Source organism: Telluria sp. LT1R51-2 (assembly GCF_059685775.1).
On record NZ_JCASIM010000001.1, the window covers coordinates 702,143 to 716,094 of the forward strand.

Genomic DNA, 13,952 nt, shown 5'->3' on the forward strand with positions numbered 1-13,952 from the left:
ACTGCCACTTTCCAACGGACGATCGTGACGACCGCACCTGACCCATTCGACTATGAAGCTGCCATTGGCGCCTGCGCCCGCGGCGACCGGCACGCCCTGCGCCGGCTGTATGACCAGGAAAGCCCGCGCCTGTTGGGCGTGGCACTGCGCATCGTGCGCGACCGCCAGAGCGCCGAAGACGTCGTGCACGACGCCTTCGTGAGCATCTGGACCCGCGCCGCCGGCTTCGATGCCACGCGCGGTTCGGGCCGCGGCTGGATGTACACGATCGCGCGCCACGCGGCGCTCGACGCCGTGCGCGATGGCGCCCATGAAGTCGGCGTCGACGAGGACACGCTCGATGCGCTCGACGCCGACGCCTTCGATCCCAATATGCAGGACGCCTTCGAGCTGCGCCAGGACATGGGCCGGCTGCACGAGTGCCTGACGCAGCTCGACCCGGCCAAGCGCAACAGCATCCTGCACGCGTATGTGGATGGCTTTTCGCACAGTGAAATCGCCGAGCGGCTCAAGTCGCCGCTGGGCACGGTCAAGGCCTGGATCAAGCGCGGCATGAGCGCGCTGCGGGAGTGCATGGTATGAACGCAACACACGATAACGCGACACCCGATTACGACGAACTGGCCGGCCAGTACGTGCTTGGCACGCTCACGCGCGCCAAGCGGCTCGAGGTCGACGCTGCAATGGTCGACAATGCTTCGCTGCGCGCCGCCGTCGCCTTCTGGGAAGCGCGCCTGCTGCCCTTGACCACGCTGGTGGAACCGAGCACGCCACCGGCGTCGCTGTGGGCGCGCATCGAGCGCAGCCTGGGACCTGTCAGTAAGCCAGTGACGGTCGCGCGCGCCGGCTGGTGGGAGCGCCTGGGCCTGTGGCGCGGTCTGGCTGCGGGCGGCTTTGCCGCTGCTGCCGTGATGGCCGTGGTGGTCGGCCTGCGCGTCAACGACCTGCAGCAGCCGCACTATATGGTCGTGCTGGCCGCGCCGCAGAACGCGGCGCCGGGCTGGGTGCTGAAGATGTCGGGCGCGACCACGCTGCGCCTCGAACCGCTGGTCGCGACCGCCGTGCCGTCGCAGCGCGCGCTGCAGCTGTGGACCAAGGCCGACGACTGGTCCGGCCCCGTGTCGCTGGGCCTGGTCAAGCCGGGCGAAACCGTCGACGTCAAGCTCGACAAGCTGCCGAAGATCGTGCCGAACCAGCTGTTCGAAATCACGCTGGAGCCCGAGGCCGGCTCACCGATCGGCAAGCCGACCGGCCCGATCCTGTTCATCGGACGTGCCGTGGTCATCTAAAGATCGCGCGCACCAACGGAAAAGGGCGTTCCCACGCAAGCGGGAACGCCCTTTGTTCATCCTACAGGATGATTAATGCAGCCAGATCAACGCAGCCAGATCGCGATGTCCTTGATGCCTGGCGTGCCGCTGCCAATGCGCGATGCGGTCGGGTTGGTGGCGCCGCCGATCAGCGTGCCGGCGCCGGTGGTGATGTCGACGCGGTACAGCGACGTCGGGCCACCGTCGGTGGTGCGCAGCGCTGCCAGCACCAGGCCGTTGGCGCCACCGGCGATGTCCATGCCGCCGTCGCCGGCGATCGTCACGCCCAGCGGGCCGACATTGACCAGCGTGCCGTCATTTGGCGGGTTCTGCAGGGCCAGTACCGAGCTGGCGCTGTCGACGTCGAACAGCTGCGTCGCGGTCGCGTTCGGGACGCTGTTGGTGTAGGCAGCCGCTGCCACGACGGGGGCCACGCCGGCGCGGTTGATGGCGCCGTCGGTGGTCGTCGCGCCGGTGTCGACGTTGATGCGCAGGCTCTGGCCACTATTGCTGATCACGCGCAGGCGGTCGGCCACCGGGTTGAAGTCGACGGCAAACGCGGTGCCGGCAATCGCGGTGTATGGCAGCGTGGTGTCGGTGCTGTCGGCGGCCAGCGTGGCTTTCACGGTCGCCACGCCATTGGTTGGATCGATCGTGATCAGGCGCGCGGTCGAGGTCAGGCCGTACAGCATGCCGTCACGTGGACGCACGTCGATGCCCAGCACGAGTTCGCCCGGAGCCAGGCCGCTGATGACGACGTCGGTATCGAGCGTGTTCGGCGTGCCGATTTTGAAGCCAACCAGATGGTTATTGTCCGTCAGGCCCAGCACGACCGGCGTCTGCGCCGCGCGCAGGGCAATGCCGCGGATGTCTTCGGTCACGCCCAGTGCGCCCACCAGCGTGGCCGGTGCGCTGGTCGCGGCCAGGTTCACGCCATACAGATTGCGTGCGCCGCCGACGGTGGCCACCATATAGCCCATGTTGGTACGTGCATCGATGTCGAAGCCGTTGACGGCGCCGGCAACGATGCCCAGCGGGACCGGATTGGCCAGCGTGCCGTTGTTCGGCGGATTCTGCGTGTACAGCGTGTTGTTGACGGCATCGATGCCGAACAGCGTCGTCGAGCCGGTGCCGGCGAACGAGTTGGTATAGGCCGAGGCCGAAATAGCCGTGTTGGCTGCGCCGCCGTTGATGCTGCCGTCGGTGGTCGTGGCGCCCGTGTCGACATTGATGCGCAGGCTCTGGCCCGTGTTGCTCACGATGCGCAGGCGGTCGGCCATCGGGTTGAAGTCGACGCCGAAGTTGGTGCCGGCCAGCGCGGTGAACGCGTCGGTGGTGTCGGCGGGATCAGCGGCCAGGCGCGATTTGCTGGTCGCAGCGCCGGTCACCGGGTCGAGCGTGTACAGGCGGCCGGTCGAGCCGACGCCGTAGAGCATGCCGTCGACCGGACGCATGTCGATGCCGACCAGGTTTTCGCCGCTCTGCAGGCCGGTGACCATCACATTGGTGCGGAGGGTCGCCGGCGAAGCGCGGTCGAACGAGATCAGACGGTTGCTGACAGTCAGGGCAACCACATCGCCAACAGTCGCGGATGCCGGCGGTGGGGTAGTCGGCGCCGGCGCGGCGTTGTTGTCATCATCGTCGCTGCCGCAGGCGGTCAGTGCAAGTGCGATCGAAGAAACGAGGACGAGCTTGGCGAATTGTGGTTTTTTCATGATATGTCCTTATTAGTAGAATGGGTCGTCAAATACATCAGGTTGCATGGCCGCCGGGCGGGCTTCCATGTCGACACCGGTACTACGCGCCAGATGCAGCATTGGATGCAGTCGGGTGAAAATAAATTTTCTGGCGTAGCCCGGCAGGTGCCTGAACCCTGCGTGCTGGTGAGAATGCACGCATTTTGATGACAATGTCGCATGTTACTATTGGGCAATTCTGCTGCAGCTCCTCTGCATCGGCAACCTCTGTTTCAATGGTGTCGTCATGCGTGTTTCCCTGGGTGAGGTCGTGTCCGTGCTCGCCATTTCATTGGCTGGGGGAGGCGCGCTCATCAAGACCTGGTCGACCCTGTCGGATACCGAATTCACGCCGGGCTTCTACATCGCCGGCACGCTCTTCAGCATGCTGATCTGTTCGCTGTTTTTGCTGGCCTTCGCATCGGTGCGGGCCTGGACGCGGGTGCGCTGAATCCACCCGCAAGCGGCCGCACGACCGCCAGGCTGGAGGATGACTGGAAATTACAGGGGAAAAACGGGACTAGACGATGCCGCGGTCCTGCAGGGCGGCGATCTCGGCGTCGCTCTTGCCCAGCACATCGCGCAGGACGTCGAGCGTGTGCTGGCCCAGCGTGGGCGGCGCCACGCTGCTGGTGGCCGGCGTGGCCGACATGCGGATCGGATTGCGCACCAGCGTGACTTCGCCGGCGCTCGGATGCGGCAGCGCGATCGCCATCGCGCGCGCCTGCACCTGCTCGTTGGTGAAGACCTCGCCGACGTCGTTGATCGGCCCGCACGGCACGCCGTGTTCTTCCAGCAGCGCGATCCAGGCGGCGCGCGTTTTTTCACCAACCATCTCGGCCAGCAGCGGCACGAGCACGTCGCGATGCTGCACCCGCAGCGGATTGGTGGCAAAGCGCGCATCAAACGCCAGCTCGGGCCGGCCACCCGCCTCGACGAACTTCTGGTACTGGCCATCGTTGCCGGCGGCGACGATGATGTGGCCATCGAGGCACGCGAAGGTCTGGTATGGCACGATATTGGCGTGCGCATTGCCCCAGCGCTTCGGGGCCTTGCCGCTGTTGAGATAATTGCTGCCGACATTGGCCAGCATCGCCACCTGCGTGTCGAGCAGCGCCATGTCGATCTGCTGGCCTTCACCCGTGCGGTCGCGGTGCGTGAGGGCAGCCAGCACGGCCACCGTCGCATACATGCCCGTCATCAGGTCGGTCAGCGCGACGCCGGCCTTTTGCGGCCCGCCGCCGGGCAGGTCGTCACGCTCGCCCGTCACCGACATCAGGCCGCCCATGCCTTGGATCAGAAAATCGTAGCCGGCGCGGTGCGCGTACGGCCCGTCCTGGCCAAAGCCCGTGATCGAGCAATAGACCAGGTCGGGTTTGAGCGCCTTGAGGCTCGCGTAGTCGAGGCCATAGCGCGCCAGGTGCCCGACCTTGAAATTCTCGAGCACCACGTCGCACGACAGCACCAGTTCGCGCAGCAGGGCTTGGCCTTCGCTGCTGGCGATATCGACCGTCATCGAGCGCTTGCCGCGGTTCGCCGTCAGGTAGTAGGCCGCTTCCTGCGTGTCGCGGCCATCGGCATCCTTCGCATACGGCGGACCCCAGGCGCGCGTGTCGTCACCACTGCCGGGGCGCTCGATCTTGATCACGTCGGCGCCCAGGTCGGCCAGGTTTTGCGCGCACCACGGGCCGGCCAGCACGCGCGACAGGTCGAGCACGCGGATGTGGCCGAGCGCCTTGGGCAGGGAAGTCGAAGGAGAAGATGGCGTCATGGTGGAGGCTAGGTAGGCGATCATGAAGCGCCGATTATAACGGGCCGGCCATGGGCTGCGGCGCCAGCTGGGCGGCTGCCGACAGCGCGCGCTCACGGTCGACGATGGCGTCGATCGTGCGCTCTTCCAGGCCCATTGCCCCGAGCACGAAGCTGGACAATTGCAGGCTCGCTTCCAGCGTTTCGGGTACCACGACCGAGGCGCCGGCCAGACGCAGGTCGCGCGCGTGCTTCTCGTCGCGCGAGCGGGCAAACAAGGCCACGTGCGGGAATTCACGCCGGATGCCATGCACCGCCTGCAGCGCCGCGAGCGGCTGGTCCATCGTCAGCACGATCGCGGGGGCTTCGTCGGCGTGCACGCGGCGCAGCAGCTCGGGGCGCGCGGCATTGCCGAACCAGACCGGCCAGCCGTCGGCGCGCAGCTGCGCCACCAGCCGCGCATCGGTTTCGAATGCCACAAAGGGAATCTGTTGCGCAGTGAGCAGTTTGCCCAGTTGCTGGCCGACGCGGCCGAAGCCGGCAATGATGACCTGGCCGCGCACCGCACTCAGGGCGGCATGATCGTGCTGCGCGGCCAGCTGGTCCCCGCGCGTTTCCAGCTGGTCGCCAATGGCCGTGCCCAAACGCGCCAGCAGCGGCGTGATGAACAGCGACAGGCCCACCGCCAGCATCACGCGCGCGCCCAGCGCCGGATCGAGCACACCGCTGGTGACCGCGTAACCGATGACGATGAAGGCGAACTCGCCGCCCTGGCCCAGCAGCAGGCCACCTTCGACGGCGCGCCCCCACGGCAGGCCGCCAACGCGAAACAGCAGGGCCACGACGACGCCCTTGATCAGCACCAGCCCGAGCACGAAGGTGGCCAGCCACAGTGGTGCGTCGAGGATCTGGCCGGTGTCGATCGTCATCCCGACCGTCATGAAGAACAACCCCATGAGCAGACCCTTGAACGGCTCGACCATCAGTTCGACTTCGTGCTTGAATTCGGTCTCGGCCAGCAGCAGGCCGGCAATCAGGGCGCCCAGCGCCATCGACAGGCCGGCGGCGGCCGACAATGCCGCGATGCCGAAGGTCGCGAGCAGGACCAGCGCCATGAACACGTCGGGCTGGCGCTGGCGGGCAAAGGCGCGAAACAGCGGATGCACGACGCGCCCGCCCACCAGGTAGATGACGGCAATCGCGCCGGCGGCCTTGGCCAGCGTGATCGCGGCCAGCAGCAGCGCGTCGTTGCCGTCGCCGGCACCCTTGGCCAGCGCGCCGATCAGGATCAGGATCGGCACCACGGCCAGATCCTGCAGCATCAATACGGCAAACGCGGCCTGGCCCAGGCGCGTGCCGGTGCTGTGCTGCTGGTTCATCAGCTGCATGACGACGGCGGTGGACGAGAGCGAGAGCACGAGGCCGAGGATGACGGCGGCCTGGCCCGGCAAGCCATACAGATACAGGGCCGCGCCGATCAGCGTGGCGCTGGCCACGACCTGCGCGGTGCCGGCGCCGAACACCCAGCGCCGCATCGACCACAGGCGCGCGGCGGACAGTTCGAGTCCAATCATGAACATCAGGAACAGCACGCCGATTTCAGCCAGCATCGAGATGCCGGGGCCGGCGGGGAAAGTAAGGAACGCCAGCCACGGCGTGTGCAGGGCCAGCGCGCCCAGACCAAAGGGGCCGAGCAGGGCGCCGACAGCGAGAAAGCCGAGCACCTGATTGATGCGCAGGCGCTGCAGGGTGGGGATGAGGATGCCGGCCAGGATCAGGAACAGCAGGATTTCACGCAGGAAGGGGAAAGCGTGGTGGTCGTTCACGGTAGTACCTGTTCGTGGAGGGTTGGCGTGAGCGCCAACCCTACCACACGGACCGGTCAGGTCCCCGAGTGGATGGCCTCATCCAGTTCGGCCTGGCGCTCGCCGCCTGCCATGTCCTGGCGCCGTTCGGCCTGCGCCTCGAGCTCGCGCCGTTCGTCACGGTCGGCATTGCGCAGGTCGATGTAGCGGCGCAGCGCATCGTCGAGCGTCGGCAGCAGCGCGCCCCGTTCGCTGGCCAGCGCGCAATAGCGTGGGCGCGGCGCCGTGAAGCCGAATTCCTCGGCCGCTTTTGATTCCAGACTGCCGGCATCGATGCCGGCCAGTTCGGCCGCTCGCCGCGCCAGCTCTGCCCAGGTGAGTTCGCCCTGGTTCGCCAGGTGCCAGATGCCCGCTTCGCCATCCACCGCGAGGTCGAGACACGCATGCACCAGGTCGGGCACGAAGGTCGGCGACACGGTCAGGTCGCCCGCCGCGACGAACGGGTCGCCCCGTTCCAGCGCAGCGAGGGCCTGGGTGACGAAGTTGTGCTCGTCCCACGGGCCGAAGAAGGCGCTGGTACGCACGACCAGCGCGCCCGGGTGGTTCAGCAGGACCACGCGCTCGGCTTCGGCCTTGCTGCGGCCGTACACGCCCAGCGGCGCGACCGGATCGGATTCGACATACGGCCGCTCGTTGCTGCCGTCGAACACGAGGTCGCTCGAGAACGTTGTCAGGTGGATGCCATGCTGCGCACAGGCGGCGGCCAGCGTCGCCGCGCCCACGGTGTTTTCGCGCATGCAGCGTTCGAGTTCATTTTCGGCGTCGTCCACGCGCACGTAGCCGCAGGTATTGATCACGGCCCATGGCTTGTAGCGGGCCAGTGCGCGCTCGACCGATTCCTGATCGGCGATGTCCATGTCCTGGCGCGACAGCAGGCGGTGCGCCAGATTGCGTTTTTCGCAGATGCGGGCAAAGGCGCGGCCCAGCGTGCCGGTGGCGCCCAGGATCAGGATCGGCGGGGCGCTTGTGTCGACCACGCGGTGGCCATCCGCGGCGGTGGACGTGACCGTGTCGGGCGTGGCGACCGGCTGGCAGACGAAGCGGCCCGGGCGGCGCCACCAGCCCTGCGCGCGCAGCACTGGATGCGACAGTGGCTCGCCGGCGGCCAGTTCGTTCATCATCGTGGCCAGCGCGGTGCGGCGCGGCAGTGGCGAGCGCACGTCGAGCGGGCCCGGTTCGTAATAGCCGTTCTCTGCGGTGACGAGGCAGTTCCAGTCGAATGAGCCGAGCAGCGCCCAGACCGTCACGGCGCGCACGTCGACGCCGCTGGCGCGCGACCCCTGCGCGGCTTCCCAGATTTCAAGCAGCCAACGCAGTTGGTCTTCGCGGTTGGCGTCGATGTGCGCTTCGGTGATCGCCAGCGGGATGCCGTAGCGGTCCCAGATTTCCTGCAGCAGCGGGGCGATGCCGGGCGTGGGCGTGGCCAGCACGCGCGAGGCTTCGACGTCGGCGCACGGGAGGTCGTCGGCCATGCCGCGGTGGTGCGCCGGATAGCGCTCCGGCCGATGGTCGAGCCAGCGCTCGCTCGTGACGTAGTAATTGCAGCCGATGATGTCGGGCGGGCACGGGTTGTCGCGGAACCAGAGGATGTCGGCAGCATCGGCGCCATTGCGCAGCAGGTAGTTCCACAAGGGGTGGTCGGGCACCACCATCCCGCACAGCAGGTCCCAGCCGAGCCAGCGGCGCTCGTTGTAGAACTCGGCGACGTCGCTCAGTTCGGGCGTGCTGTAGGTCTTGCCCAGATCGTCGGTCTGGATCAGCTTGGCAGCCGGATTGACGGCGCGGATCGCGCGCATCGACAGCACGGTGGCGCGGCACTGATTGAGCAGCGCCTGGATGAACGTGCGGTCGTCGCGCCCGTGCGGATACCAGACGCCATACAGGCCGGCAAAGCGCGCCGTCGTGCAGATCTCGTTGACGGGAGTGTAGTACTCGAGCCAGGGATAGCGCGCGGCGACGGCGCCGGCGTAGTCCGCCAGGGCCTGCGCAAAGCCCGGGTCGACCAGGCTCGTGTGGCGCGGGCCGCTGCCGTGGTGGACCAGGCCAGCAATCGGCGTGACACCGGCGGCGCGCAGCGCGTTCAGGCGTTCGTCGGGCCAGTGCCAGTTGGCATGCTCGAGGCCGTCCGGCGCCGTGCGTTCCCACAGAATCGGATAGCGGATGGCGCGGATGCCCAGGCCGGCGAAGCGCTCGATGTCGCAGGGCCGGTCGGTATGGCCGTTACGGTCGAGCTGGCTGAAATAGGCGTCCTGCACGCGGTTGACGGTGCATTCGAGGCCGCCCCACAGTTCGAGAGGGTGGTTCTGGTGATCCTGGCTGTTCGTGCTCTTGTTCATGGCTTGATTCCTTAATATTATTGCAACTAGCTGTTCGACATGAAGTGCTCTGCGAAGTGCCCCAGTTGATTTCTGCTGTATTGGGAGAGCCTGCTGCCGGGTCATGGGCCGGGTGGCGGTTGACAGCGCGGCGGCAACCTGCAACCATGCGGTCCATGATCTTTCCGAAAGCACATTTCATTCTTTCCTGGTGGCGCCGCTGACAGCGCGCGGCCACGGGAAATGATGTGCATTTCATAGCCGCCTCGATTCAGGCGGCGTTCATTGTTGATACGCAGCGATCGGGGCATAGAACCAGGAACCTCGATGACACTGCCTACTTCAACTACTTCTACCGATACTGCCACTGCTACCGTAGCAATGACCGCAGCAACTACGCCGGCTGCCAACTCGATCATCCTCACCGGTGACCGGCCAACGGGCCCGCTGCACCTGGGCCACTTCGTCGGCAGCCTGCGCGATCGCGTCGCGTATCAGCATCAATACCGCCAGTTCGTCATGCTCGCCGACTCGCAAGCCATGACCGACAATATGGATGACTTGGGTAAGGTACACCGGAATGTGGTCGAAGTGGCGCTCGATTACCTTGCTGTCGGGATCGATCCGGCCAAGACGACCGTGTTCATCCAGTCGCAAATCCCCGAGCTGACCGAGCTCACGTTCTATTACCTGAACCTCGTGACCGTCGCGCGCCTCGAGCGCAATCCGACCGTCAAGGCCGAAATCGTCCTGCGCGGCTTCGAGCGCGACATCCCAGCGGGCTTTTTGACCTACCCGGCCAGCCAGGCTGCCGACATCAGCGCCTTCAAGGCAAACATGGTGCCGGTCGGCGAAGACCAGATCCCGATGATCGAGCAGTGCAACGAGATCGTGCGCAAGTTCAACCGCATCGTCGGGCGCGACATCCTGGTGGAAGCCAAGGCCTTCGTGCCCGAAGTGGGGCGCCTGCCAGGCATCGACGGCAAGGCCAAGATGAGCAAGTCGCTGGGCAACACGATCAACCTGGGCGCCAGCCCTGACGAAATCCGCGCCGCCGTCCGGAACGTCTACACCGACCCGCTGCACCTGAAGGTGTCCGACCCGGGCCACATCGAAGGCAACGTCGCCTTCACGTACCTGGACGCGTTCGATACCGACAAGGATGGCCTGGCCGAGATGAAGGCGCATTACCAGCGCGGCGGCCTGGGCGACAGCATCGTCAAGAAGCGCCTCGAAGGCATCCTGCAGGACATGCTGGCGCCGATCCGCGCGCGCCGTGAAGAGTTCGCGAAAGATCCGGCCTATGTCATGCAGATGCTGAAGGAAGGCACGATGAAGGCGCGGGAAGTGGCGGCCGCGACGACCGACGAGGTCAAGAAGGCCCTGGGGCTGTCGTACTTCTAAGCGTGCTTCTACCGTTGCTTAGGACGGGTATCACGAGGTGATGCCGGTGGTAGCGCAGCGCAAGGCTGTGTTGACTATCGGTAGCGCACCGCGCCCGGGGGTGGCAAGCTGCACGCTTGTCCATCACCCGGGAGTTCCTCATGAGCAAAGGCCTTCGCCTCACTGAAAAATGGATGCAGCGTGCCCTGTGGCTCGTTGCGTTCATGTTTGCCGGTTTTTTGATCGGGCTTGGCAGCCTGATCGTGCAGAACGTGCGCGATGTTGAAGAGCCACTGACGCTCGAGCAGTTCATAAACCCGGCCCAATTGGCCAGTGTGCAAGCCGAGCGGGAAGCAGCGCACAAGGCGCAGGAGCAGGCCCAGTCGCGCCTGGAGCAGGCGACCCAGAAGCACACGGTGGCCAGCGCGAATACTGCGTCGGCGCGCGAGACGTTCGGCAACTGGCTGGCGACGCGGCAGGTGACGGCGCGGCCAGAGCAGGATCCGGAATTAATCAAGCGCACGGAAGCACTCGATGCGCTCGCAAGCGCCGAGCGCACGGCGCTTGCAGCAGTCGAGGCCGAACAGCAGACGCTGCTCGACGCAACCCAGGCCGGGGAGCGTGCCGCCAGCCGTTGGCGTGCGCTGGAAGAGCCTGCCGAGATGGCGTTGCTTGAAGCCCAGGCTGCGCGCGATCTTCGCGTGTTCGGCTATCGGCTCGCATTGACCCTGCCGCTCTTGCTGGTGGCAGGCTGGCTGTTCAAGCACAAGCGCAAGACGTCCGACTGGCCGTTCGCCTGGGGCTTCATCCTGTTTGCGCTGTTCACGTTCTTTTTCGAACTGGTGCCGTATCTGCCAAGCTATGGCGGTTACGTGCGCTATATCGTCGGCATCGTCCTGACGGTCGTTGCCGGGCGCTATGCGATCCGGTGGTTGCAGGGATACTTGGCGCGCCAGAAGCTGGCTGAAGCCTTGCCCGATGCCGAACGCCGCCAGGGGATGCGCTATGACGTGGTTCAGACCCGGCTGGTGAAGAGCGTGTGCCCCGGCTGCGAGCGGGCGGTCGACCTGAAGGATGGCAAGAACGATTTTTGCCCGCACTGCGGCATCGGCCTGTTCAACCGCTGTACTGCCTGCACGACGCGCAAGAATGCGTTTGCACGGTTCTGCTTCGCGTGCGGCGCGGCGGCCAATACGACACTGGCCGACTGAATGACAAAAACCGCAGCCGGCAGGGCCGGTTGCGGTTTTGTCTGTTGCGCGCTACGGGGTATCAGTCACGCAGGTCAGCCGGCACCTTGCCGCCATTGGCTGCCAGCTTGTTCATGACCTGGCGGTGCAGCCAGATGTTCATCTTGGCCGAATCGTTCATGTCGCCGGTGTAGTTCAGCTCAGCAGCGAGTTCCTTGCGCGACTGCAGGCTGCTGTCCAGACCGAGCAGCTTGAGCAGGTCGACGATCGACGAACGCCAGTTCAGCTGCTGACCCGACGAGGCGAGCATGCCGTTCAGGACTTGCTCGACGTCGACCGGCTGGGCTGGCGCCGCAGCTGGCGCTGGCGCTGCTGCCGGTGCGGAGGCCGTTGGGGCTGCCGGTGCTGCAGTCGGGGCAGCAGGTGCAGCCGTTGGCGTTGCTGCCGGTGCTGCGTCTTTTTTGCCTGGGAAAATTTTATGGAAGATGTTGCTCAGGATACCCACGGGACCCTCCTTTTCTGGTGATTGCTTACGGATGTTGTTTGCCATGTAGCCCAGTGCGACGGCCAGGGCGGCGCCCCCGGCAGCCTTGATCAGCGTCGGATGCTCGGCGTAGAAGTCGCTCATGCGATCGACGATGCCGGGATTCTGCTGTTGTGCTTTTTCAGCCAGTTCCTGTACTTGCTCGGGCGAAACCTGCGCTGCCTGCTCAGGCGTGACCTGCGTTGGCACATTGTTGCCGAAGATCTTGCTCAGTGCACCACCGGCGACCGACGACAGCACGCTGCCGCCCGCGCCACCCAGCAAGCTGGTCAACATGCCGGCGCGCTGGTTCTGGTCGCTCTGGCCAAACAGCTGGCTGACCATCTGCGGGAACGGTGGGGTCTGGTCGGAGCGCAGTGCGCTCGCGATGCCTTGTGCGACGCTGGCCCGGGGCGCGTTCTGCGCGACCTGGTCGAAGTCAGCGGCAGCATTGCCGTTGGTGCTGGCGGCGCCTGCGCCACCAAGATATTGCTGCAACAAATTACCTAAATCAAAAGCCATGTGTTCTCCTGCTGGGTGAGTGCCGGGATGGATGACCAGCGTAGGCGTTTTGATATCAACTGCTCTGTACGATGACGAACCCACGGTGCATCGATCATCAACGATCTGCGCTCTGTGATCTGCGCTCTGTGAACGTTAAGTGGGTGTTGCGCGGGAAAGGGTAGCGCTGCATCTATTTGCCAGGTGGACACGACAGTACCGCGAACGGTAAGCTGTCGGCATGCCCTACGTCCAGCTCGCCGTGTTCCTCGTCCTCTACCTGTTTGCCAGCCTGGCCTGGAACATGTCCCAAGTCGTCGGCGCCGCCTATCTCGTCACCAGCCTGACCTGTTTCGTGGCTTACGCTATGGACAAGTCGGCTGCGCGCGCCAGCACGTGGCGCACACCGGAAGCCACACTCCTGCTGTTGGGTCTGATCGGTGGCTGGCCCGGCGCCGTGCTGGCGCAACAGTGGTTGCGCCACAAGACCAGCAAGCAATCGTTCCAATGGAAATTTCAGGCGACGGTGGCGCTGAACCTGGCCGTATTCGCATTCCTTGCTTACCGCTTCGGCCAACCGGCCTTTGCATGATGATGATGAACGATCCCGTGTGGCCGTGGCCCCGCATCCTCGCGCACCGTGGCGGCGGCACGCTCGCGCCCGAGAACACGGTGGCCGGCCTGCGCTGCGGCATGGCGGCGGGCTTTCGCGCGATCGAGTTCGATGTCATGCTGGCGCGTGACGGCGTCCCCGTGGTGCTGCACGATCCGGGCCTGGGCCGCACGGTCCGGGGCAGCGGCAGCGTGTTCGAGCACGATGCGCTGGAGCTGGCCGCGATGGATGCCGGCAGCTGGTTCGGCCCAGCGTTCGCGGGGGAGCCGGTGCCGCTGTTCGACGCCTTCGCGCGCCTGTGCATGGCCCACGGCATCTGGATGAATATCGAGATCAAGCCCGCGCCCGGCTACGAACGCGAGACGGGCCGCGTCGTGGCGCAGATGACGGCCGCGCTGTTCGCTGACGCACTCGCATCCGGCGACCCGGCCGCGTTGCCGCTGTTGTCATCATTCAGCGACGTCGCGCTGGCGGCAGCCCAGGCGGCCGCGCCGGCGCTGCCGCGCGCCTGTTTGATCAGCGCGCTTGGCGCCGATTGGCAGGCGCGGGCGCAGGCGCTCGGCGTATGCGCCATCCATACCAATCACCTGCACCTGAGCCGGCAGCAGGCACGCGCCGTCAAGGACGCCGGCTATGGCCTGTTCTGCTACACCGTCAACGATGCCGGCCGCGCGCGCGAACTGCTGGCGTGGGGCGTGGACGCCTTCTGCACCGACCGCATCGACCTGATCATGCCCGATTTCGCCTGACATCAAGGCCAGGCACTA

The 13,952-nt window shown here is 65.9% G+C and carries 12 protein-coding genes; 7 read left to right on the plus strand and 5 right to left on the minus strand.

The features are described 5' to 3' along the window. Window positions 1-24: 24 nt before the first annotated feature. Both AC56LH_RS03095 and AC56LH_RS03100 read left to right on the plus strand, forming a co-directional pair. On the plus strand, window positions 25-582 hold the full coding sequence (locus AC56LH_RS03095) for a sigma-70 family RNA polymerase sigma factor (RefSeq protein ID WP_499643960.1): 558 nt from the start codon (window positions 25-27) through the stop codon (window positions 580-582). Continuing rightward, on the plus strand, window positions 579-1,289 hold the full coding sequence (locus AC56LH_RS03100; protein ID WP_499643962.1) for an anti-sigma factor: 711 nt from the start codon (window positions 579-581) through the stop codon (window positions 1,287-1,289). The genes AC56LH_RS03095 and AC56LH_RS03100 overlap by 4 nt, the downstream gene beginning before the upstream one ends. 86 nt (window positions 1,290-1,375) lie before the next feature. Here AC56LH_RS03100 and AC56LH_RS03105 read toward each other — a convergent pair whose 3' ends face one another. Beyond that, window positions 1,376-3,025 carry a DUF4394 domain-containing protein gene (locus AC56LH_RS03105; protein WP_499643964.1) on the minus strand — a complete coding sequence of 550 codons (1,650 nt, stop codon included), beginning with the start codon at window positions 3,023-3,025 and terminating at the stop codon, window positions 1,376-1,378. A 268-nt stretch (window positions 3,026-3,293) separates the two neighbouring features. On the opposite strand from AC56LH_RS03105, the gene AC56LH_RS03110 reads away from it, so the two are divergent. Next, window positions 3,294-3,497, plus strand: a complete 204-nt coding sequence (locus AC56LH_RS03110; RefSeq protein ID WP_499643966.1) for a hypothetical protein — start codon at window positions 3,294-3,296, stop codon at window positions 3,495-3,497. A gap of 69 nt (window positions 3,498-3,566) precedes the next feature. Here AC56LH_RS03110 and AC56LH_RS03115 read toward each other — a convergent pair whose 3' ends face one another. Genes AC56LH_RS03115 through AC56LH_RS03125 form a run of 3 tightly spaced genes read right to left on the minus strand, consistent with a single transcriptional unit; the run spans window position 3,567 to window position 8,996 of the window. Then, a complete protein-coding gene (locus AC56LH_RS03115; RefSeq protein WP_499648366.1) occupies window positions 3,567-4,817 on the minus strand; it encodes a CaiB/BaiF CoA transferase family protein in 1,251 nt (416 codons plus the stop codon). A 34-nt stretch (window positions 4,818-4,851) separates the two neighbouring features. Further along, window positions 4,852-6,621, minus strand: a complete 1,770-nt coding sequence (locus AC56LH_RS03120; protein ID WP_499643968.1) for a cation:proton antiporter domain-containing protein — start codon at window positions 6,619-6,621, stop codon at window positions 4,852-4,854. 56 nt (window positions 6,622-6,677) lie between these two features. Beyond that, window positions 6,678-8,996: a family 1 glycosylhydrolase gene (locus AC56LH_RS03125; RefSeq protein ID WP_499643970.1), complete on the minus strand. Its 2,319-nt coding sequence runs from the start codon at window positions 8,994-8,996 to the stop codon at window positions 6,678-6,680. A 360-nt stretch (window positions 8,997-9,356) separates the two neighbouring features. Between AC56LH_RS03125 and trpS the strand changes: the two genes are divergently transcribed. Next, window positions 9,357-10,379: a tryptophan--tRNA ligase gene (gene trpS, locus AC56LH_RS03130; RefSeq protein ID WP_499643972.1), complete on the plus strand. Its 1,023-nt coding sequence runs from the start codon at window positions 9,357-9,359 to the stop codon at window positions 10,377-10,379. Window positions 10,380-10,519: 140 nt separating this feature from the next. Beyond that, window positions 10,520-11,569 carry a serine endopeptidase gene (locus AC56LH_RS03135; RefSeq protein WP_499643974.1) on the plus strand — a complete coding sequence of 350 codons (1,050 nt, stop codon included), beginning with the start codon at window positions 10,520-10,522 and terminating at the stop codon, window positions 11,567-11,569. Window positions 11,570-11,630: 61 nt separating this feature from the next. On the opposite strand, the gene AC56LH_RS03140 is transcribed toward AC56LH_RS03135, so the two are convergent. Beyond that, entirely contained in the window at window positions 11,631-12,053 is a 423-nt protein-coding gene (locus AC56LH_RS03140; RefSeq protein WP_499648368.1) for a DUF3597 domain-containing protein, read from the minus strand. A 760-nt stretch (window positions 12,054-12,813) separates the two neighbouring features. Here AC56LH_RS03140 and AC56LH_RS03145 point away from each other — a divergent pair. Then, window positions 12,814-13,164 (plus strand): DUF1294 domain-containing protein, encoded by a 351-nt coding sequence (locus AC56LH_RS03145; RefSeq protein ID WP_499643976.1) that lies wholly within the window; start codon window positions 12,814-12,816, stop codon window positions 13,162-13,164. 17 nt (window positions 13,165-13,181) lie between these two features. Beyond that, window positions 13,182-13,934 carry a glycerophosphodiester phosphodiesterase gene (ugpQ, locus tag AC56LH_RS03150; protein ID WP_499648370.1) on the plus strand — a complete coding sequence of 251 codons (753 nt, stop codon included), beginning with the start codon at window positions 13,182-13,184 and terminating at the stop codon, window positions 13,932-13,934. Window positions 13,935-13,952 lie beyond the last annotated feature (18 nt).

Coding starts and splice junctions, on each gene's coding strand:
- AC56LH_RS03105 (WP_499643964.1), bottom strand. CDS start 3,025: ATGAAAAAACCACAATTCGCCAAGCTCGTCCTCGTTTCTTCGATCGCA.
- AC56LH_RS03135 (WP_499643974.1), top strand. CDS start 10,520: ATGAGCAAAGGCCTTCGCCTCACTGAAAAATGGATGCAGCGTGCCCTG.
- AC56LH_RS03115 (WP_499648366.1), bottom strand. CDS start 4,817: ATGACGCCATCTTCTCCTTCGACTTCCCTGCCCAAGGCGCTCGGCCAC.
- trpS (WP_499643972.1), top strand. CDS start 9,357: ATGACCGCAGCAACTACGCCGGCTGCCAACTCGATCATCCTCACCGGT.
- AC56LH_RS03110 (WP_499643966.1), top strand. CDS start 3,294: ATGCGTGTTTCCCTGGGTGAGGTCGTGTCCGTGCTCGCCATTTCATTG.
- AC56LH_RS03100 (WP_499643962.1), top strand. CDS start 579: ATGAACGCAACACACGATAACGCGACACCCGATTACGACGAACTGGCC.
- AC56LH_RS03145 (WP_499643976.1), top strand. CDS start 12,814: ATGCCCTACGTCCAGCTCGCCGTGTTCCTCGTCCTCTACCTGTTTGCC.
- AC56LH_RS03125 (WP_499643970.1), bottom strand. CDS start 8,996: ATGAACAAGAGCACGAACAGCCAGGATCACCAGAACCACCCTCTCGAA.